The sequence below is a fragment of the Methylobacterium sp. TK31 genome, assembly GCF_055361545.1.
Map to the genome: position 1 here is coordinate 3,926,936 of NZ_CM143964.1, position 15,294 is coordinate 3,942,229.

The following is a 15,294-nucleotide window of genomic DNA, read 5'->3' on the forward strand; positions in this document are numbered from 1 at the left end:
CTACTCGGCGGGCACGCGCTCCGGCACCGGGGCCGCACGCTCCTTGGATAGCGGCAGCACCGCCTCGTTGCGCTGGAGGACCTCCAGGGCGGCGTCGGCCTCGCGCTGGCGGCTCCACATGGAGGCGTAGACGCCGTCCCGCTCGAGCAGAGTGGCGTGGTCGCCGCGCTCGACGATGACGCCCTTGTCGAGGACGATGATCTCGTCGGCATTCACCACCGTCGAGAGGCGGTGGGCGATGACCAGGGTGGTGCGGCCCTGGCTCACCGTGTCCAAGGCATCCTGGATCTCGCGCTCGGTGAAGGAATCCAGGGCCGAGGTCGCCTCGTCGAGGACGAGGATCGGCGGCCCCTTCAGGATGGTGCGCGCGATGGCGACGCGCTGCTTCTCGCCGCCCGAGAGCTTGAGCCCGCGCTCGCCCACGGGCGTGTCGTAGCCCTCCGGCAGGGCGGAGATGAAGCGATCGATCTGCGCCAGGGACGCGGCGGCGCGCACCTCCGCCGGGGTGGCGTCCCAGCGGCCGTAGCGGATGTTGTAGCCGATGGTGTCGTTGAACAGCACCGTGTCCTGCGGCACCATGCCGATGGCGGCCCTCAAGGACGCCTGCCGGACCTGCGCGATGTCCTGGCCGTCGATGAGGATGCGGCCGCCCTGCGGCTCGTAGAACCGGAACAGCAGGCGCGACAGGGTCGACTTGCCCGCCCCCGAGGGACCGACGATGGCCACCGTCCGGCCCGGCGGCACCTCGAAGCTGACGCCCCGGAGGATGGGCCGGGCCGGATCGTAGGCGAAGCGCACGTCCTCGAACCGTACCACGCCGTCCGAGACGGCGAGCGGCAACGCGTCCGGCCGATCGGCGATCTCCGGATTGCGGTGCAAAATCTGGAACATGTCGTCGATGTCGATCAGCGCCTGTTTGATCTCGCGGTAGATCATGCCCATGAAGTTCAGCGGCATCGAGAGCTGCACCAGCATGGTGTTGACCAGCACGAAGCCGCCGAGTGTGGTGCGCCCGGCCATGATGTCCCGCGCGGCCAGCCACATCACGACGGTCATGCCGACGGTGAAGATCACCGCCTGGCCGGCGTTGAGGACCGCGAGCGACACGTAGGTCTGTGTCGAGGCCTTTTCGTATTTCGCCATCGAGACGTCGTAGCGCTCGGCCTCGCGGAGTTCCGCGCCGAAATACTTCACCGTCTCGAAGTTCAGCAGCGAATCCACCGCCTTGGTGTTGGCGTCGGTGTCGGAGTTGTTCATCCGCCGACGGATCTCGATGCGCCACTGCGTCGCCTTCCAGGTGAAGGCGAGGTAAGCGGCCACCATCACGAACACGACCACCGAGTAAATCCAGTCGAACTCGTAGGCGAGCACGCCGATCACGAGCAGGAACTCGACGATGGTGGGCACCAGGGTCAGCACCATCAGGCGCGAGAGTTCCTCGATGCCGCCGCGCCCGCGCTCCAGCACGCGGGTCAGGCCGCCGGTCTTGCGCTCCAGGTGGAAGCGCAGGGAGAGCCGGTGCATGTGCTTGAAGGTCTGGAGCGCGAGGCGGCGCACGGCATGCATCGCCACCTTGGCGAACAATCCGTCGCGCACCTGCGTCAGCCCCGCCATCAGGATGCGGGACAGGCCGTAGAGGCCGATGAGCAGCATCGGCGCGGCGAGCAGACCGGTGGGCACCGCAGCCCCCGCCTTGCCATCGGTCATCGCCACCAGGGCGTCGGTGGCCCACTTGAAGGTGAAGGGCGTCACCATCGTGACGAACTTGGCGACGATCAGCAGGCCGAAGGCGAGGAAGACGCGCCGCTGCAGGTCGGGCCGGCCATGGGGCCAGAGATAGGGCCAGAGACGGCGATAGGTGGCGACGAGGCCGGGGCGCGCGGGCGGCGCGGCCGCGACCGGTGCCGCCGGTGCGGGGTCGGTGCTCATTCGGATCTGGGGCTCGGGATTCAATCGGCGTCGAGCCCGCATATAGGCGTGCCGGTCGCCCGGCGACAGTCACCGATGCCGAGGGGGCGGACCTGCATGCGCCGCAGGCACATGCGCAGCAGGAACTTGCGCCGCAGGAACTTGCGCCGCAGGAACTTGCGCCGCAGGAACTTGCGCCGCAGGAACTTGCGCCGCAGGGAAATGCCCTCAGCCCTCTCCCGCCAGCCGGCGCAGCACCGCGTCCCGCCCGATCAGCGGCAGAAGGCCGGCGAGGTCCGGCCCGTGCTCGAGGCCCGTGAGGGCGAGGCGCAGCGGCATGAACAGCGCCTTGCCCTTGGCCCCCGTGGTCGCCTTCACGGCGCCCGTCCAGGCTTTCCAGGTCTCGGCTTCCCAGGGCTCGGCCGGCAGGAGCGCGGCGGCGGCCCCGATGAAGGCCGGATCGGCGATGACCGGGGATACGGGCCCGGTGACCACGCGCCACCAGTCTCCCGCCTCGGAGACCTTGGCGAGGTTGGGCCGTACCGCCTCCCAGAAGGCTTCGGCGCGCTCGGAGGCGATCCCTTGCGCCGCGAGGCGGTCGGCGACCTCCGCGTAGGGCATGGCGTGGACGAGGCGGGCGTTGAGCCCGTCGAGCTCGTGCGGATCGAACTTCGCCGGCGCCCGCGAAATCTGCGCGAGGTCCACCAGGGCGGCGAGTTCGTCGAGCCCCGCCACGGCGCGGACGGATTCCGCCGAGCCGGTGAGCACCGCCAGCGAGCGCACCGCGCCCGGCTCGTAACCGGCCTCGCGCAGGCCCCGGAGCGAGAGGTGACCGAGGCGCTTCGAGAGCCCCTCCCCGTCCGCGGTGGTCAGGAGGTTGTGGTGCCCGAAGACCGGGATCGCGCTGCCGAGCGCCTCGAAGATCTGCACCTGGACGCCGGTGTTGGTGACGTGGTCCTCGCCCCGGATGACGTGGGTGATGCCCATCTCGGCGTCGTCGACCACGGAGGGCAGGGTGTAGAGGTAGCTGCCATCGGCGCGGATCAGGACGGGATCGGAGAGCGAGGCGCAATCGACATGGGCCTCGCCCCGCACGAGGTCGTTCCAGGCCACGGTGCGGGCGTCGAGCTTGAAGCGCCAGTGGGGCGTGCGCCCCTCCGCCTCCAGGGCGGCGCGGTCGGCCTGCGTGAGGTTCAGGGCGGCGCGGTCGTAGATCGGCGGCTGGCCGCGCCCGAGTTGGCGCCGGCGCCGGCGCTCCAGTTCCTCCTGCGTCTCGTAGCAGGGATAGAGCCGGCCCAGCGCCTTCAGCCGCTCGGCGGCCGCGTCGTGGATCGCCACCCGGTCAGATTGCCGGGCGAACAGGTCGGGCACGATTCCGAGCCAGGCGAGATCCTCCGAGACCGCGTCGGCGAAGGCTTGCGTCGAGCGCTCCCGGTCGGTGTCGTCGAGGCGCAGCAGGAATCGCCCGCCCCGTGCCCGGGCGAAGAGTGCGTTCAGGAGCGCCGGCCGGGCATTGCCGATATGCAGATAGCCGGTGGGGGACGGCGCGAAGCGCACGAGGGGTGCGCCGGCTTCGGGCGGAGTGGTCTGGGTCATGGGCGCCCTCTAGACCATTTCGCCGGCCCTGAGGACTCCGGTGACGCGGACAGGCGTCAGCCGCGGGTGCCCCAGCGGACGCCCATGCGGCTCGGGGCGTTGGAATCCGGCCCGAGCGCCGGCCCGCTGCCGCTGCGCGGCACGAAGGGCTTCGGGGCCAGGGTCTCGGGGATGGCGCTCTCATGCTCCTGGATCTTGGCGAACTGGCCCGCCTTGCGGAAACGCCAGAGATAGCCCGGCACCACCGCCTCCATGGCGGTGGGCTGCAGGCCGATGCCCTCCAGGGTGCGTCCCTCCACCTTGGCGGCCTCGGAGACGACGTTGTCGTTCTGGAGCAGGATGACCTGGTCGCGGGTCAGCTTGAGGCTGTCCGGCAGGAGCCCGAGGGTCAGGGTGTCGACCACCTCGAGGGCACGGGCCTGGAGCAGGGCCGCGGGCTGGGGCAGGCCCAGGACCATGCGCTTGCGCATCGTCACCTTGAGCATGTAGCGCACCAGCGCCTCGAGGGTCTCCACCTCGGGGCCGCCGAGCTCGTAGACCTTGCCGGCGGGCACGTGGCCCTCCACCGCGCGGGCCACCGCCTCGGCCACGTCCGCGACGTAGACGGGCTGGAAGCGCGACTCGGCGCCGGCCAGCGGCAGAACCGGCAGGGCGCGGGCCAGGGCGGCGAAGCGGTTGAAGAAGCTGTCGCCGGGGCCGAACACCAGGGAAGGCCGCAGGATCACGTGAGGGCCGCCGGCCTCGGCGACCCGGGCCTCGCCCAGGGCCTTGGTGCGGGCGTATTGCGACGGCGAGGTCGCGTCGGCGCCGATGGCCGAGACGTGGACCAGGGGCGCGCCGACGGCCGCCGCCGCCCGGGCGATCTCGCCCGCGCCCTCGGCCTGGAGCTGCGAGAAGCTCTGCTTTCCGGTCTCCTGCAGGATGCCCACGAGGTTGACGACGATGTCGGCCCCCTGGACCGCCCGGGCGATCGACTCGGGGTAGCGCAGGTTGGCCTGCACGGCGACGATCTGGCCGACCTTGCCGAGGGGCTGCAGGAACAGGGCGAGGTCGGGCCGGCGCACGGCCACCCGGATCCGGTAGCCGCGCTTGGCCAGCGCCCGCACCACGTGGCGCCCGAGGAAGCCCGATCCGCCGAACACGGTGACGAGCTGCGAGGCGGGGCGGGTCAGGGGAAGGGTCTCGAAGCCGGTCATCGCTCGTGCGTCTCGAAAAGCGGCCCCCGCGCCCGTCCGATCCCCGCAGGGCATCGATCGGCGCCGGTCCTTGAGCCTGGTGCAGCGTATCTAGACCACTTCCAGGCAAGACGGGAGGCCGCGCGGTGAAATTCGGACCCGGCTGTCCCGAGGGGCCGGGGCGGCCTCAGCGCAGGCGCGGCTGGGCCTGCGGGCCGGCGACCGGGGTGCGCCGGCTCAGGCTCTTGTGGACATGTACCATCAGGGCGATGCCGAAGAGCGGGGTGACGAGATTGAGCACCGGTACCACCATGAGGCCGGCGAGCAGCACGCCGGCGAGGAGCGTGGTGCCGCCGTAATGGCGCCGCATGGCGCCGGCCTCGGCCATGGGCCGGAAGCGCCCGGCGGCCAACTCGAAATACTCCCGCGACAGCAGGTAGGCATTGGCCCCGAAGAACGCGACGAGGTTCACCCCCGGCACGAAGAACAGGATCAGCGCCACGAGATTCACCAGCAGGGCGAGGCCGGCGAAGCGGACGGCGTAGAACATCGCGGTGCCGAGCGGCAGAGCGAGGCCGGGCGGGTCGCCGGGAAAGTCCGTGCGCTCGACGATCTCGGCCGCGTCGTCGAGGAAGTAGCCCGCCACCAGGATCGACACCGCCGGCATCACGTAGGCGAGCCCGATGAACAGGCCGGCCCCGGCGAAGAACACCGCCAGGGTGTCGAGGAAGGGATAATCCACCGAGAGGTGGTGCTGGGACAGGAACCAGTTGATCGCCCGCGTCAGGCCGAACCAGACGACGAGGAGGATGCCCACCGTGAGCCCGAGGGACTTCCACAGGATCGCGCGCAAGGGGGCTGAGAACACCTGCCGGATGGCGGCGAAGGCGGCCTGGATGAGCATACCTGGGGATCCCGTGGTCTCGTGTCGGTCCGGTCGTGGAGGGCCCGGCCTGCGTCGCCCCCGCGCGCACCGTATCCCGAGGTTCCGGCCACTGGTTCTGGCTATGGCCGTGCCCCGGCGCAAGGGCGGGCCGGCGAGACGGCGATTCGCCGCCGCGATCCTCGACGCCGGAGGTTTCTCCCGTGTGACTGAACCGGTGCGACCGAATTGCGACCGGAGGCGCGGTGTCGCCGGCCAGCGCGCTCTGATAGGCCCGTCGCCATCCTTCAGTCAGGAACGAGACCGTCATCCATGAGGACGTCCCGCCCCGAGCACGAACGCTGGCGCCCGAGCATCGCGCCGCGCCTGGCGCCGCTGCCCGACGATCCGGAGGTCGTCGTCGTCGGAGCCGGCGCCACCGGCATCGCGGCGGCCCGGGGCCTCGCGGCACGCGGGATCCGGGTGGCGGTGCTGGAGGCGCGCGACCGGGTCGGCGGGCGCCTCGTCACCGTGTCCCTGCGGGGCCACGCCGTCGATCTCGGCGGGCACTGGCTGCATGCGGGGCCGATCAACCCGCTGGTGCGGCTGGGCACCGGGCGGGGAGAGCCCCTGCGGGTGGCGGCGCAGGACAGCCACCTCTGGGTCGGGCGCCGGCGCGGCCGCCCGTCCGAGGCGGCGGCCCTGGGCCGCGCCTTCGCGGTGGCCGACCGGGCGATGAGCACCCAGGCGGGCTGGGCGGAGCCGGACCGGCCGGCCGCCAGCGCCCTGCCGCCGGGCCTCGGCCCCTGGGGCCGACGGGTGGAGCGGGTCCACGGCCTCGTCTCCGGCCAATCCCTGGGCCGGGTCTCGCTCCAGGATTTCCCCAGCATGGAGTACGGCGACAACCGCTTCATCGCCGGCGGCTACGGCGGCTACCTCGCCCGCCTCGCCCAGGGCCTGCCGATCGCCCTCGGGGCGCCGGTCACCGGCATCGACTGGACGGGGCCGGGCGTGCGGGTGCGCGCGGGGTCCCGGAGCTTCGCGGCCCGGGCCGTCATCGTCACGGTTCCCACGATGGTGCTGCGGGCCACGCCGCTCTTCACCCCCGCCCTCCCCCCGGAAATCGCGGACGCGATCACGGGGTTTACCACCGGCATCTACGAGCACGCGGTGCTGCACTGGCCGTCCTGCCCGTTCCGCGGGGCGGACCGGCTCGCCAGCCTCGTCGGCGGGCGCGAAGCGAGCCCCGGCCTCCTTACCCGGATCGACGGAACCCCGTTCCACTTCTTCGAGCTCGACGCGCCCATGGCCGCCGCCCTGGACGCCCGCCGGGTCGGGGCGGACGGGGTCCGCCGCCTGGTCCGGGCGACGCTCGCCGCGCATTTCGGGGCCCGGGCCCTGCACAACCTGACCATCCCGGCGGTGAGCGCCTGGCGCCACGACCCCTGGGCGCTCGGGTCCTGGGCGGTGGTGCCGCCCGGCCATGCCGGCGCCCGGGCGCAGTTGCAGGCTCCCGTGGCGGACCGGGTGTGGTTCGCCGGCGAGGCCCTGTCGCGCCTGCAATGGGGCACGGCGGGAGGCGCCTACGAGGAGGGCACGCGGGCGGCGGCGGCCGTGGCCGACCGTCTGCGGGGTTGATCGGCGGAGTTACGTCGCGGGATTGGGCCGCCCGCGCGGGACCGCGCGGCGGAAGGTCACCGGCCGGAGGGGGAAGACCTCGCCGAAGCGCGTCGGCAGGGACGCGATGAGATGTGCGATCTCGTCGGCCGGCCGAGCGGGGCTGAAGAGGAAGCCCTGGATGTCGTCGCAGCGGCCGGCCTTGAGCATCTGCGCCTGCTGCACCGTCTCCACGCCCTCGGCCGTGACGGTAATCGAGAGCTTGTGGGCCAGGGCGAGAATCGCTTCGACGATCGCCAGGCACTCGGGTCGGCTGTCCATGTCCTTGATGAAGGAGCGGTCGATCTTGATCTTGTCCACGGGGAACCGGACTAGGTAGCTGAGCGACGAATAGCCAGTACCGAAATCGTCGAGCGCCACGCGGATGCCCAGCGCGCGCAGTTCGTTGAGATTGGCGATCGTCGTCGCGTTCATCTCGAAGAACACCGACTCGGTGACCTCGATCTCCAGGCGCTCCGGCGCCAGTCCACTGGTCTCCAGCGCCCGCGTCACGTCCGCGACAAGGTCGGTGTTCCGGAACTGGATGGGCGAGAGGTTGACCGCGAGCCGGATCTCGTCGGGCCAGCGCACGGCCTCCCGGCAGGCCTGCATCAGGACCCAGCGGCCGATCTCGGTGATCAGGCCCGAGGCCTCGGCGACGGGTACGAAAACGGCCGGGGAAACCCGCTCGCCGGAACTGCGGGTCCAGCGCAGGAGGGCCTCGAAGCTGCGCACCCGGCCGTCCTTCAGCCCCACCAGGGGCTGATAGTGCAGGCTGAACTCGCCCAGCGCGACCGCCCGCTTGAGGTCGATTTCGAGTTCGCGCCGCAGGCGCATCGTGGCCTCGAGGTCGGGCGAGAAGATCCTGACCTTGCCGCGGCCGGTGGCCTTGGCGCGGTAGAGGGCGAGGTCGGCCTTGCTGAGGAGGCCTTCTGGGCTGTGCGCGTCGCGCGGCGCCATCGCGAGGCCGACGCTGGCGCCGATCTCCACCTGAACCCCGTCGAGGGTGTAGGGCATGCTCAGCGCCTCAATGAGGCGCCGGCCCAGGGCGACCAGGGCCTCGTCGTCCCCGCCGGCGAGGAGGACGGCGAACTCGTCGCCGCCGAGGCGCGAGACCAGCGCCTCGGGCGGGACCACGCCGGTCAGGCGCTGCGCCACCCGGACCAGCAGGATGTCGCCGAGGGCGTGGCCGAAGGTGTCGTTGACGAACTTGAAGCCGTCGAGGTCGAGGTAGAGCAGCGCGCAGGGCTCGTCCCCGGCCTGTGCCCGTGCACAGAACTGGGTCGCCATGTCCTGGAACCGGGTGCGGTTGGCCAGGCCCGTGAGCGAATCGTAGGTCGCCAGATAGGCGATCCGCGCCTCGGACTGGCGGGCGTCGGTGATGTCCGATCCGACGCCGCGGAAGCCCAGGAAGGTCCCGCCGCTATCGGTGATCGGCCGGCCGCTGAGCCGCCACCAGCGCGCCAGGCCGCCGATGGCGACTTCGACCACGCGCTCGCGGAACACCTGGCGCTCGGCCACGAGGGTCAGGATCTCGGCGATCTCGGGAGTCATCGGCCGGGCTTCGCGGCGGCCGAGGAAGAGGGCCTCGAACGGCGCCTGGTGCAGGGCGGCCGGAGGCTCCCCCGTCACCTGGCCGATGCGCTCGGACACGTGCTGCAGCCGCCCCTCGGCATCGGTCTCCCAGAGCCAGTCGCTGGTGCTCGCCTCGAAGTCGTGGAGCAGCAGGCTGATCGTCTCGTCCTGCTCGCCGACCCGGACGCGGTCGAGGATCCGCTGTTCCGAAAGGCGGCTCATCCGCCCGGCGGTGGAGGCGACGAAGGCCGAATAGACGCCCATCAGCATCGCCAGCCACCAGTTGGCATGCCCTCCGACCAGGAACAGGGCAGCCAGGCTGCCGAGGGCGATCGGCACGGAATAGAGCAGACCGAGATGCGCGATCGAGCCGAAGGTGTAGGTGGTGGCCATCAGACCGGCACTGATGGCCACCACGAAGGTCTGGTCCTGCGTGCCCGCGAGCGGGAGGATGGCCAGCGGCATGCTGGCCCAGGCCAGCCCCAGGATCAACGAGAACAGGGCGGCGAGCCGATGGCCGGCGACGACGTCGCGTTCTCCCAGGGGGCGCAGGCGGTAGCGCCGCGCCCCCATCGCCGCGAGGGTGATCGGACCGACGACGCTGGAGAACAGGACCAACAGGTAGATCCGGTGTGCCTCGCTCCAGAACAGGATCAGTACGGCGCAGACGACCACCGTATGGGCCGAGGCGATGTAGGGGGCGAATCGCAGCACCTCGTCGAGGTGGCCGGCCCGTGCCTCCAGATCATAGCGCTCGGTCAGGCGGCTCCTGCGGTACAACGGAGCCGGGGCGGCAATCGGCTCCGGGCCGGCGGGGGCCGAGACGCACGCGCGGTCGCTCGCCCGGCACCCCCATGCCGCCTCGGGCGTCCGCAATCCGCTTGCGCAAGCGGCAAGCGACTCGGCGGCGCGGGCGGATCCGGCGAGGAGCGGGTCAGGCAGACGGCGCATTCGGTGCACGAGCTTCAGAGTTTCGCCGACAGCGGCGCCCTGCCGTCTCGGGCGCACGAGACGGGACAGAACGGGCTTCGGTGGGTTCGGGATGCCCGCATCGTCCGCGTCTTGCATCGTCAAGTCTCCGCACGGAGGACAAGACTGCAGACTAGCCTTTATCATTTGATAGAGACTTAATTCCCTCGGCCTCTATCCTGCCTCGACTGCATCCTCGGATGTCGCATTGCGGACGGCCGGGATGCCGCTTGTCTCGCGTGGAACGGGACCGTCCCCGAACCGGCGTGTCGGGATTCGGTGAGGCCGATCCCGGCTCACACCAGGACGCCCGCTTCACCCCCCGACGTGTGGATCACAACACCACATGGGGCCCGAGTTCCTGGGCCGGCAGAGGCTGGAGAAATGCGGCACCGATGCCGTCCTCGAAGCGGCGGGCGACCGTGGCAGGCGTTCGCCCGATGGTGATCCGCATGCCCGTCTCCAGGGGGATATCGATCCGCAGGGCAGCGCCGGAGGCCGAGACGTTGATGAGCCGGCCCGGGATGCGGGTGCCGCAGGCCATGGTGACGATGATGTCGGGATTGTCCGGCACGAAGCGGGAATGGACGCGCTGGGGGAATTCGCCGCTGTTCTGCTCCGTCGCGAGGTCGAGCAGGCGGCGCACGATGACGGAGAGCGGCGCCTCGGCGCGGGTCACGCGGGTGACGAACTGCTCCTTGCCGCCCTCGATGACCAGCGCCTCGAGGGAGCCCGCGTGCCGGATGCTGCAGGACAGGGTCTCACCGCGGGACGGCACGACGGAGGAGCGGAAGCGAAGGCCGGCCACGGACAGGTCGGCGGTGACGGCATAGAAATCCGCGCGATACCGGTTCCAGCAGAGGGCAGGCAGGATGAGTCTCGTCGGCGTCGCTGTAAGGGGCTCGCTCATAATCATCCTGCGGCTACGGGCCCATAAGGGCGCGCCCGGTCGCGCAGATTCCTTTACCCGGATGCGGAGAATTCGATCCAACCGGGATCATGGGACCGCGATGCCTGCGCACGATGCATGGGTTCGCTACCATCGTCGGCGCAATTCGCCTCGGTCCGGACCTGCGGCCCACATCATTCAGGGGTTGCAGCCGGTGCTCGACGGCAGGGTGTCGAGGCGGGTCAGGTCGCCGACCACGGCGAATTCGCCGTAGTTGAGCCGCAACGCGCCGCTGACGCCGTTCTCGTAGAGATCGAAGCTGAGCACGTAGATCGGCGTACGCTCGCCCTGCCCGGGGATGTAGTAGCTCAGGGTGACGGGCCAGCGCGGCACGCTGGCCATCGGCCCGTTCCGCAGCGGCTTGTCGCGCTCGGCCGCCTTGTCGGAAGCCGCCGGGGCCGGGACCTGCCGGCCGATCACCGCCAGGGTGTCGTAGACCTTGCGCCCGTCGTCCGAGCCGTCGAAGACCTTGACCGAGATGGTGCTCTGGCCGTCGCGGGCCGCCTGGATCAGGCGCCGCATGTGCACCGTGGGGAACAGGACCTCGCCCGAATCCTGGAACTGGTCGCGCTGGGGTTCCTTCAGCTTGACCTTCAGCAGGTCGGAATTCGACTCGGCGGTGCCGTCCACCGCCTGGCCGGGGGTGCCGTTGAGAACCGTGCTGGTCTTGAAGCGGTAGCTGCGCCCGTCCCCGCTCTCGAAGGTGGTGTTGCGCAGGTCCGAGGTGCGGCTACCGGTCTCGCCGCTCTCCAGCACCGTCACCTGCCGGGTCTGCATCGTGTAGCCCTTGCAGGCATCCCCGGTGAAATCGATCACGATGCGTCCACGCGCGCTCTCCACCGCCCGGGTACCGCTGCTCTCTGCCAGGGAGAGGTCGTAGACGGCCCGGTGGTTGGCGAGGGTGATCGGCGCCGCGGCCGCCGCCGCCGTTACGGACAGGACGAAGCCGGCGGCGATGCCGGGGAAGGCTACCCGCGCCATCACGGCGGCTGCACGCATGCTGGGACGACGCATGGACTCTCCTGACAGGGCGGGGCCGGAGGATGCCGAACCCCGTGACGCCCCCAGATAGGGCATCCGGCGGGCCCGAGCGAGGTTCGATCGGCGCCGTCCGCATTCGCCGCGCCGCGGGGACGCCCTAGATGGGTCCGCAGAAGAAGAACCGGAAGACGGGAGGATACGCCGATGGACGCCGATACCCTGCGCTCGCTCCAGGCCCCGATCAAGGATCGCTACCGCAACGCCCCGGATTCGGCCGTGGTGACCCTGCGCGCCCGGGGCCGCCTCGACGACAGCGCGATCGCCTGCAAGGTCGAGACCGGGCGCGCCCTCGCGGTGGCGGGCCTGCACCCGGCCACCGGCGGCTCCGGCGCCGAGCTCTGCTCGGGCGACATGCTGCTCGAGGCCCTGGTGGCCTGCGCCGGCGTCACCCTCAAGGCGGTGGCCACGGCGATCGGCGTCGAGCTCCGCTCCGGGACGGTGAGCGCCGAGGGCGACCTCGACTTCCGCGGCACCCTCGGGGTCGACAAGGAGGCCCCTGTCGGCTTCCGGGCGATCCGCCTCGCCTTCGCCCTCGATACCGACGCCCCCCAGGACAAGCTCGACCAGCTCCTCAAGCTGACCGAGCGCTACTGCGTCGTGTTCCAGACCCTGAACACCAAGCCGGAACTCGCCGTCACCCTCGCGCAGGACTGAGCGACGGCGCAGGTTTCGCGCCGGGACGAATGATCCCGGCGCCGTGATGGTGCGTTCCCTCCGACATGATGATTTTCCAATGGACGGTCGGCGTCCTCCTCGGCGCCGTGCTCCTGGCCGGGCTGGCCCGCCGGGTGGGCGCTCCCTACCCGGTCTTCCTGGCGCTCGGCGGGATCGGCCTCGCCTTCATTCCGGCCGTGCCCAACCTCGTGCTCGATCCGGAGCTGGCGCTGGCCCTGTTCCTCGCGCCCGTCCTGCTCGATGCCGGCTACGACACTTCGGTGCGGGACCTGCGCACCCACTGGCGCCCGATCGCCGGCCTCGCCTTCGGTGCGGTGGTGGCGACCACGGCTGCTGTGGCCGTGATGGTCAAGTGGCTCGTGCCCGACATGCCCTGGGCGGCCTGCATCGTGCTCGGCGCCGTGGTGGCGCCCCCCGACGCCGTGGCGGCGCTCTCGGTGCTGCGCCACGTCTCGCTGCCTCACCGCCTCACCACGATCCTGCGCGGCGAGAGCCTCCTCAACGATGCGGGCTCGCTGCTGATCTATCGCCTCGGCGTCACGGCGGCGGTCTCCGGCACGTTCTCGGCGGCCGAGATCGGGCCGGCCTTCCTCGTGGGCATCCTCGGCAGCCTCGTCGCCGGGCCGGTCCTCGCCCTCCTCTACAGCGCCGCCACGCGCCCGGTCGCCGACGCGCCGAGCGTCATCGTGCTGCAGTTCGTGGCCGCCTTCGGCATCTGGATCGGAGCGGAACACGTGCACCTGTCCGGGGTGCTGACCGTGGTCTCCTTCGCCATCACGGTGGCGCGCATCGCGCCCGGCCACACCCCGCCGCGCACCCGTATCGTTTCCTACGCGGTCTGGGACACGGCGGTGTTCGTGCTCAACGTGCTCGCCTTCGTGCTGATCGGCCTTCAGATCGGCCCGATCCTCGAGCGCCTGACCCGGGAGCAGCGGATCTCCTACGCGCTGGTCGGCGCGGCGGTGTTCCTCACCGTGGTGGTGGTGCGCTTCCTCTGGGTCCTGCCCACCGCCTACCTCGCCCGCCTCGGCGCGGACGGGACCGAGACCCGCGACCGTGGCCTCTCCGCCGGCATCGCGGTCTCCTGGGCGGGCATGCGCGGCATCGTCACCATCGCCACGGCGCTGGCCCTGCCCGACGGCGATCCCGGCTTTCCCTATCGCGACCTCATCGTGCTCACCGCCTTCTGCGTCATCATCGGCACGCTGACGGTGCAGGGGCTGACCCTGCGCCTCCTGCTCGGCCGGCTCGGGCTGGAGGACGACGATCCCGTCGGCCGTGAGGTCGGGCACGGCCGGACCGAGGCCTACCGGGCCGCCCTCGAGAGCCTGGAGAATGCCGACGACGCGCCCTCCGAGGCCCTGCGCGAGGAGTTCCGCATCGCCCTGGAGCAGGCAGAGGCCCGCGACACGGGCTTCGCCTCCGAGGCGCTGCCCGCCGACGCCGCCCGGCGCCGCGCCATCGAGGCGGCGCGCGACCGGGTGCTGGCGCTGCGCCGCTCCGGCGACATCGGCGACGACGCCTACTACGTGCTGGAGGAGGAGTTCGACTGGGCCGAGATGAACGCGACGCCCCGGGCCGAAACCTGAGCCGCGGGCGCCCGACGGCCTCAGGTTACCGGTGCCACCCGCAGGGAGAAGTGCGCGCCCTGCACGTCCGGGGCGACCGCGAGGGGGCCGCCGAGCTGGCGGGCGAGGCTGTTGATGATGCGCATGCCGAGGCTCGCGCTGCGCGCCGCCGTGGGATCGAACCCCTCGGGAAGCCCTGCGCCGTCATCCTCCACCCCGAGGATCAGGCCGCCCGCCTCGTCGGGCCGGGCCTCGACCCGGATCTCGCCCTCGCCGTCCGCGTAGGCGTACTTGATCGCGTTGGTGACGAGCTCGTTCACGAAGAGCCCGAGGGGGATCGCGAGGTCGGCGGGGATGTTCGTCCGCGCCGCGCGGCAGACGAGGCGGTGGCGCGGCGCGCTCTCCTGCAGCTTGGCGCAGAGAGCCTCGAGGAAGCCCGCGACGTCGATCGCCTCCAGGCTCGGCTGACGCCAGAGCTGGTCGTGGACCTGGGCCACCGCCTCGACCCGGGTGCGGGCATCGGCGAGCGCGCTCTTCACGTCGGCGTTGTCGGAACCCCGGGCCTGCAGACCGAGGAAGCCCGCCACCACCGCGAGGCTGTTCTTGACCCGGTGGCTCATCTCCCGGGACAGGAGTTCCTGGCGCTCCAGGGCCGCCTTCAGCCGCGCCTCGGCCCGCTGGCGCTCGATCGCGCCGCCGACGAGGTTGGCGAAGCCCTGCATGAAGGCGATGTCGGCCTCCTCGAACCGGCCCTCGCGGGTGTCGTCCACCTCCAGCACGCCGTAATTGCCGTCGCGGTTGGCGATCAGCACGTTGATCGCCCGGCGGATGCCGTGGTCGGCCATCAGCTTCGGCGTGCGGAAGCGGGTCTCGTTCTCGAGGTGGTTCGAGATCACGGGCCGGCCGGTCTTCAGGGCGAAGCCCGCCGGCGAAGCAAGGTCGGCACCGATGATGGTGGTGCCCACCGCATCCGCGGCCCAGCCCACCCCGGCGCAGACGAGGAGGCAGTCCTGGTGCGGCTTGTATTCCAGTGCCTTGCAGAACTGCGCCTCCATGCCCTCGGCGCAGAGTTCGGTGGCGCGCTGGAGCAGGGGCAGCAGCTCGGTGGCCCGCAGGGCCTCGACCCCGAAATCGGAGAGGATCGCCTGCTGCCGCAGGCGGATCGCCAGGGCCTTCGGCGCCAGTTCGGTCATCGCTACGCTACACGTCCGGGTTTCGGTGCGGCCGGGCCGCCCGCCCGCGTGACCTCCTTTTGCGACACCCGGAGCGCTGCCCGCAAGGGTATCCGGTCGGCTCTGCGCGAGAGTTGATGGCCCGGAC

Annotated in this window: 11 protein-coding genes; 3 read left to right on the top strand and 8 right to left on the bottom strand. The window is 71.3% G+C overall.

The annotated features are described in order from the left end of the window. The 4 genes from ACXJY8_RS18230 to ACXJY8_RS18245 form a co-directional block, all read right to left on the bottom strand. On the bottom strand, positions 1-1,929 hold the full coding sequence (locus ACXJY8_RS18230; protein ID WP_463771689.1) for an ABCB family ABC transporter ATP-binding protein/permease: 1,929 nt from the start codon (positions 1,927-1,929) through the stop codon (positions 1-3). 207 nt (positions 1,930-2,136) lie between these two features. After that, positions 2,137-3,504 (bottom strand): glutamate--tRNA ligase, encoded by a 1,368-nt coding sequence (gltX, locus tag ACXJY8_RS18235; protein ID WP_463771691.1) that lies wholly within the window; start codon positions 3,502-3,504, stop codon positions 2,137-2,139. Between the two features lie 56 nt (positions 3,505-3,560). After that, complete coding sequence (locus ACXJY8_RS18240; RefSeq protein WP_463771693.1) at positions 3,561-4,700, bottom strand: complex I NDUFA9 subunit family protein; 1,140 nt, start codon at positions 4,698-4,700, stop codon at positions 3,561-3,563. 166 nt (positions 4,701-4,866) lie between these two features. Next, complete coding sequence (locus ACXJY8_RS18245) at positions 4,867-5,583, bottom strand: sulfate transporter family protein (RefSeq protein WP_463771697.1); 717 nt, start codon at positions 5,581-5,583, stop codon at positions 4,867-4,869. Positions 5,584-5,874: 291 nt separating this feature from the next. Here ACXJY8_RS18245 and ACXJY8_RS18250 point away from each other — a divergent pair, with 291 nt between their 5' ends. Next, positions 5,875-7,179 (top strand): flavin monoamine oxidase family protein, encoded by a 1,305-nt coding sequence (locus ACXJY8_RS18250; protein WP_463771700.1) that lies wholly within the window; start codon positions 5,875-5,877, stop codon positions 7,177-7,179. A gap of 9 nt (positions 7,180-7,188) precedes the next feature. Here ACXJY8_RS18250 and ACXJY8_RS18255 read toward each other — a convergent pair whose 3' ends face one another. From ACXJY8_RS18255 to ACXJY8_RS18265, 3 genes are all read right to left on the bottom strand, one after another. After that, the gene (locus ACXJY8_RS18255; protein ID WP_463771705.1) at positions 7,189-9,552 is read right to left on the bottom strand and encodes a putative bifunctional diguanylate cyclase/phosphodiesterase; all 2,364 of its coding nucleotides are present in this window, start codon (positions 9,550-9,552) and stop codon (positions 7,189-7,191) included. A 523-nt stretch (positions 9,553-10,075) separates the two neighbouring features. Beyond that, positions 10,076-10,651 carry a PilZ domain-containing protein gene (locus ACXJY8_RS18260; protein ID WP_463771710.1) on the bottom strand — a complete coding sequence of 192 codons (576 nt, stop codon included), beginning with the start codon at positions 10,649-10,651 and terminating at the stop codon, positions 10,076-10,078. A gap of 177 nt (positions 10,652-10,828) precedes the next feature. After that, positions 10,829-11,704, bottom strand: a complete 876-nt coding sequence (locus tag ACXJY8_RS18265) for a cell envelope integrity EipB family protein (protein WP_463771713.1) — start codon at positions 11,702-11,704, stop codon at positions 10,829-10,831. A 171-nt stretch (positions 11,705-11,875) separates the two neighbouring features. Between ACXJY8_RS18265 and ACXJY8_RS18270 the strand changes: the two genes are divergently transcribed. Both ACXJY8_RS18270 and ACXJY8_RS18275 read left to right on the top strand, forming a co-directional pair. Continuing rightward, positions 11,876-12,385, top strand: coding sequence for an OsmC family protein (locus tag ACXJY8_RS18270; protein ID WP_463771716.1), 510 nt, complete (start codon positions 11,876-11,878; stop codon positions 12,383-12,385). A 65-nt stretch (positions 12,386-12,450) separates the two neighbouring features. Beyond that, positions 12,451-13,995: a cation:proton antiporter gene (locus tag ACXJY8_RS18275; RefSeq protein WP_463771720.1), complete on the top strand. Its 1,545-nt coding sequence runs from the start codon at positions 12,451-12,453 to the stop codon at positions 13,993-13,995. Between the two features lie 20 nt (positions 13,996-14,015). On the opposite strand, the gene ACXJY8_RS18280 is transcribed toward ACXJY8_RS18275, so the two are convergent. Beyond that, a complete protein-coding gene (locus ACXJY8_RS18280; protein WP_463771723.1) occupies positions 14,016-15,167 on the bottom strand; it encodes a sensor histidine kinase in 1,152 nt (383 codons plus the stop codon). Positions 15,168-15,294: the final 127 nt, after the last annotated feature.

What these genes read in the sequence shown, in the direction of transcription:
- ACXJY8_RS18230 (WP_463771689.1), bottom strand. Translation starts at nt 1,929, where the DNA reads ATGAGCACCGACCCCGCACCGGCGGCACCGGTCGCGGCCGCGCCGCCC.
- gltX (WP_463771691.1), bottom strand. Translation starts at nt 3,504, where the DNA reads ATGACCCAGACCACTCCGCCCGAAGCCGGCGCACCCCTCGTGCGCTTC.
- ACXJY8_RS18240 (WP_463771693.1), bottom strand. Translation starts at nt 4,700, where the DNA reads ATGACCGGCTTCGAGACCCTTCCCCTGACCCGCCCCGCCTCGCAGCTC.
- ACXJY8_RS18245 (WP_463771697.1), bottom strand. Translation starts at nt 5,583, where the DNA reads ATGCTCATCCAGGCCGCCTTCGCCGCCATCCGGCAGGTGTTCTCAGCC.
- ACXJY8_RS18250 (WP_463771700.1), top strand. Translation starts at nt 5,875, where the DNA reads ATGAGGACGTCCCGCCCCGAGCACGAACGCTGGCGCCCGAGCATCGCG.
- ACXJY8_RS18260 (WP_463771710.1), bottom strand. Translation starts at nt 10,651, where the DNA reads ATGAGCGAGCCCCTTACAGCGACGCCGACGAGACTCATCCTGCCTGCC.
- ACXJY8_RS18265 (WP_463771713.1), bottom strand. Translation starts at nt 11,704, where the DNA reads ATGCGTCGTCCCAGCATGCGTGCAGCCGCCGTGATGGCGCGGGTAGCC.
- ACXJY8_RS18270 (WP_463771716.1), top strand. Translation starts at nt 11,876, where the DNA reads ATGGACGCCGATACCCTGCGCTCGCTCCAGGCCCCGATCAAGGATCGC.
- ACXJY8_RS18275 (WP_463771720.1), top strand. Translation starts at nt 12,451, where the DNA reads ATGATGATTTTCCAATGGACGGTCGGCGTCCTCCTCGGCGCCGTGCTC.
- ACXJY8_RS18280 (WP_463771723.1), bottom strand. Translation starts at nt 15,167, where the DNA reads ATGACCGAACTGGCGCCGAAGGCCCTGGCGATCCGCCTGCGGCAGCAG.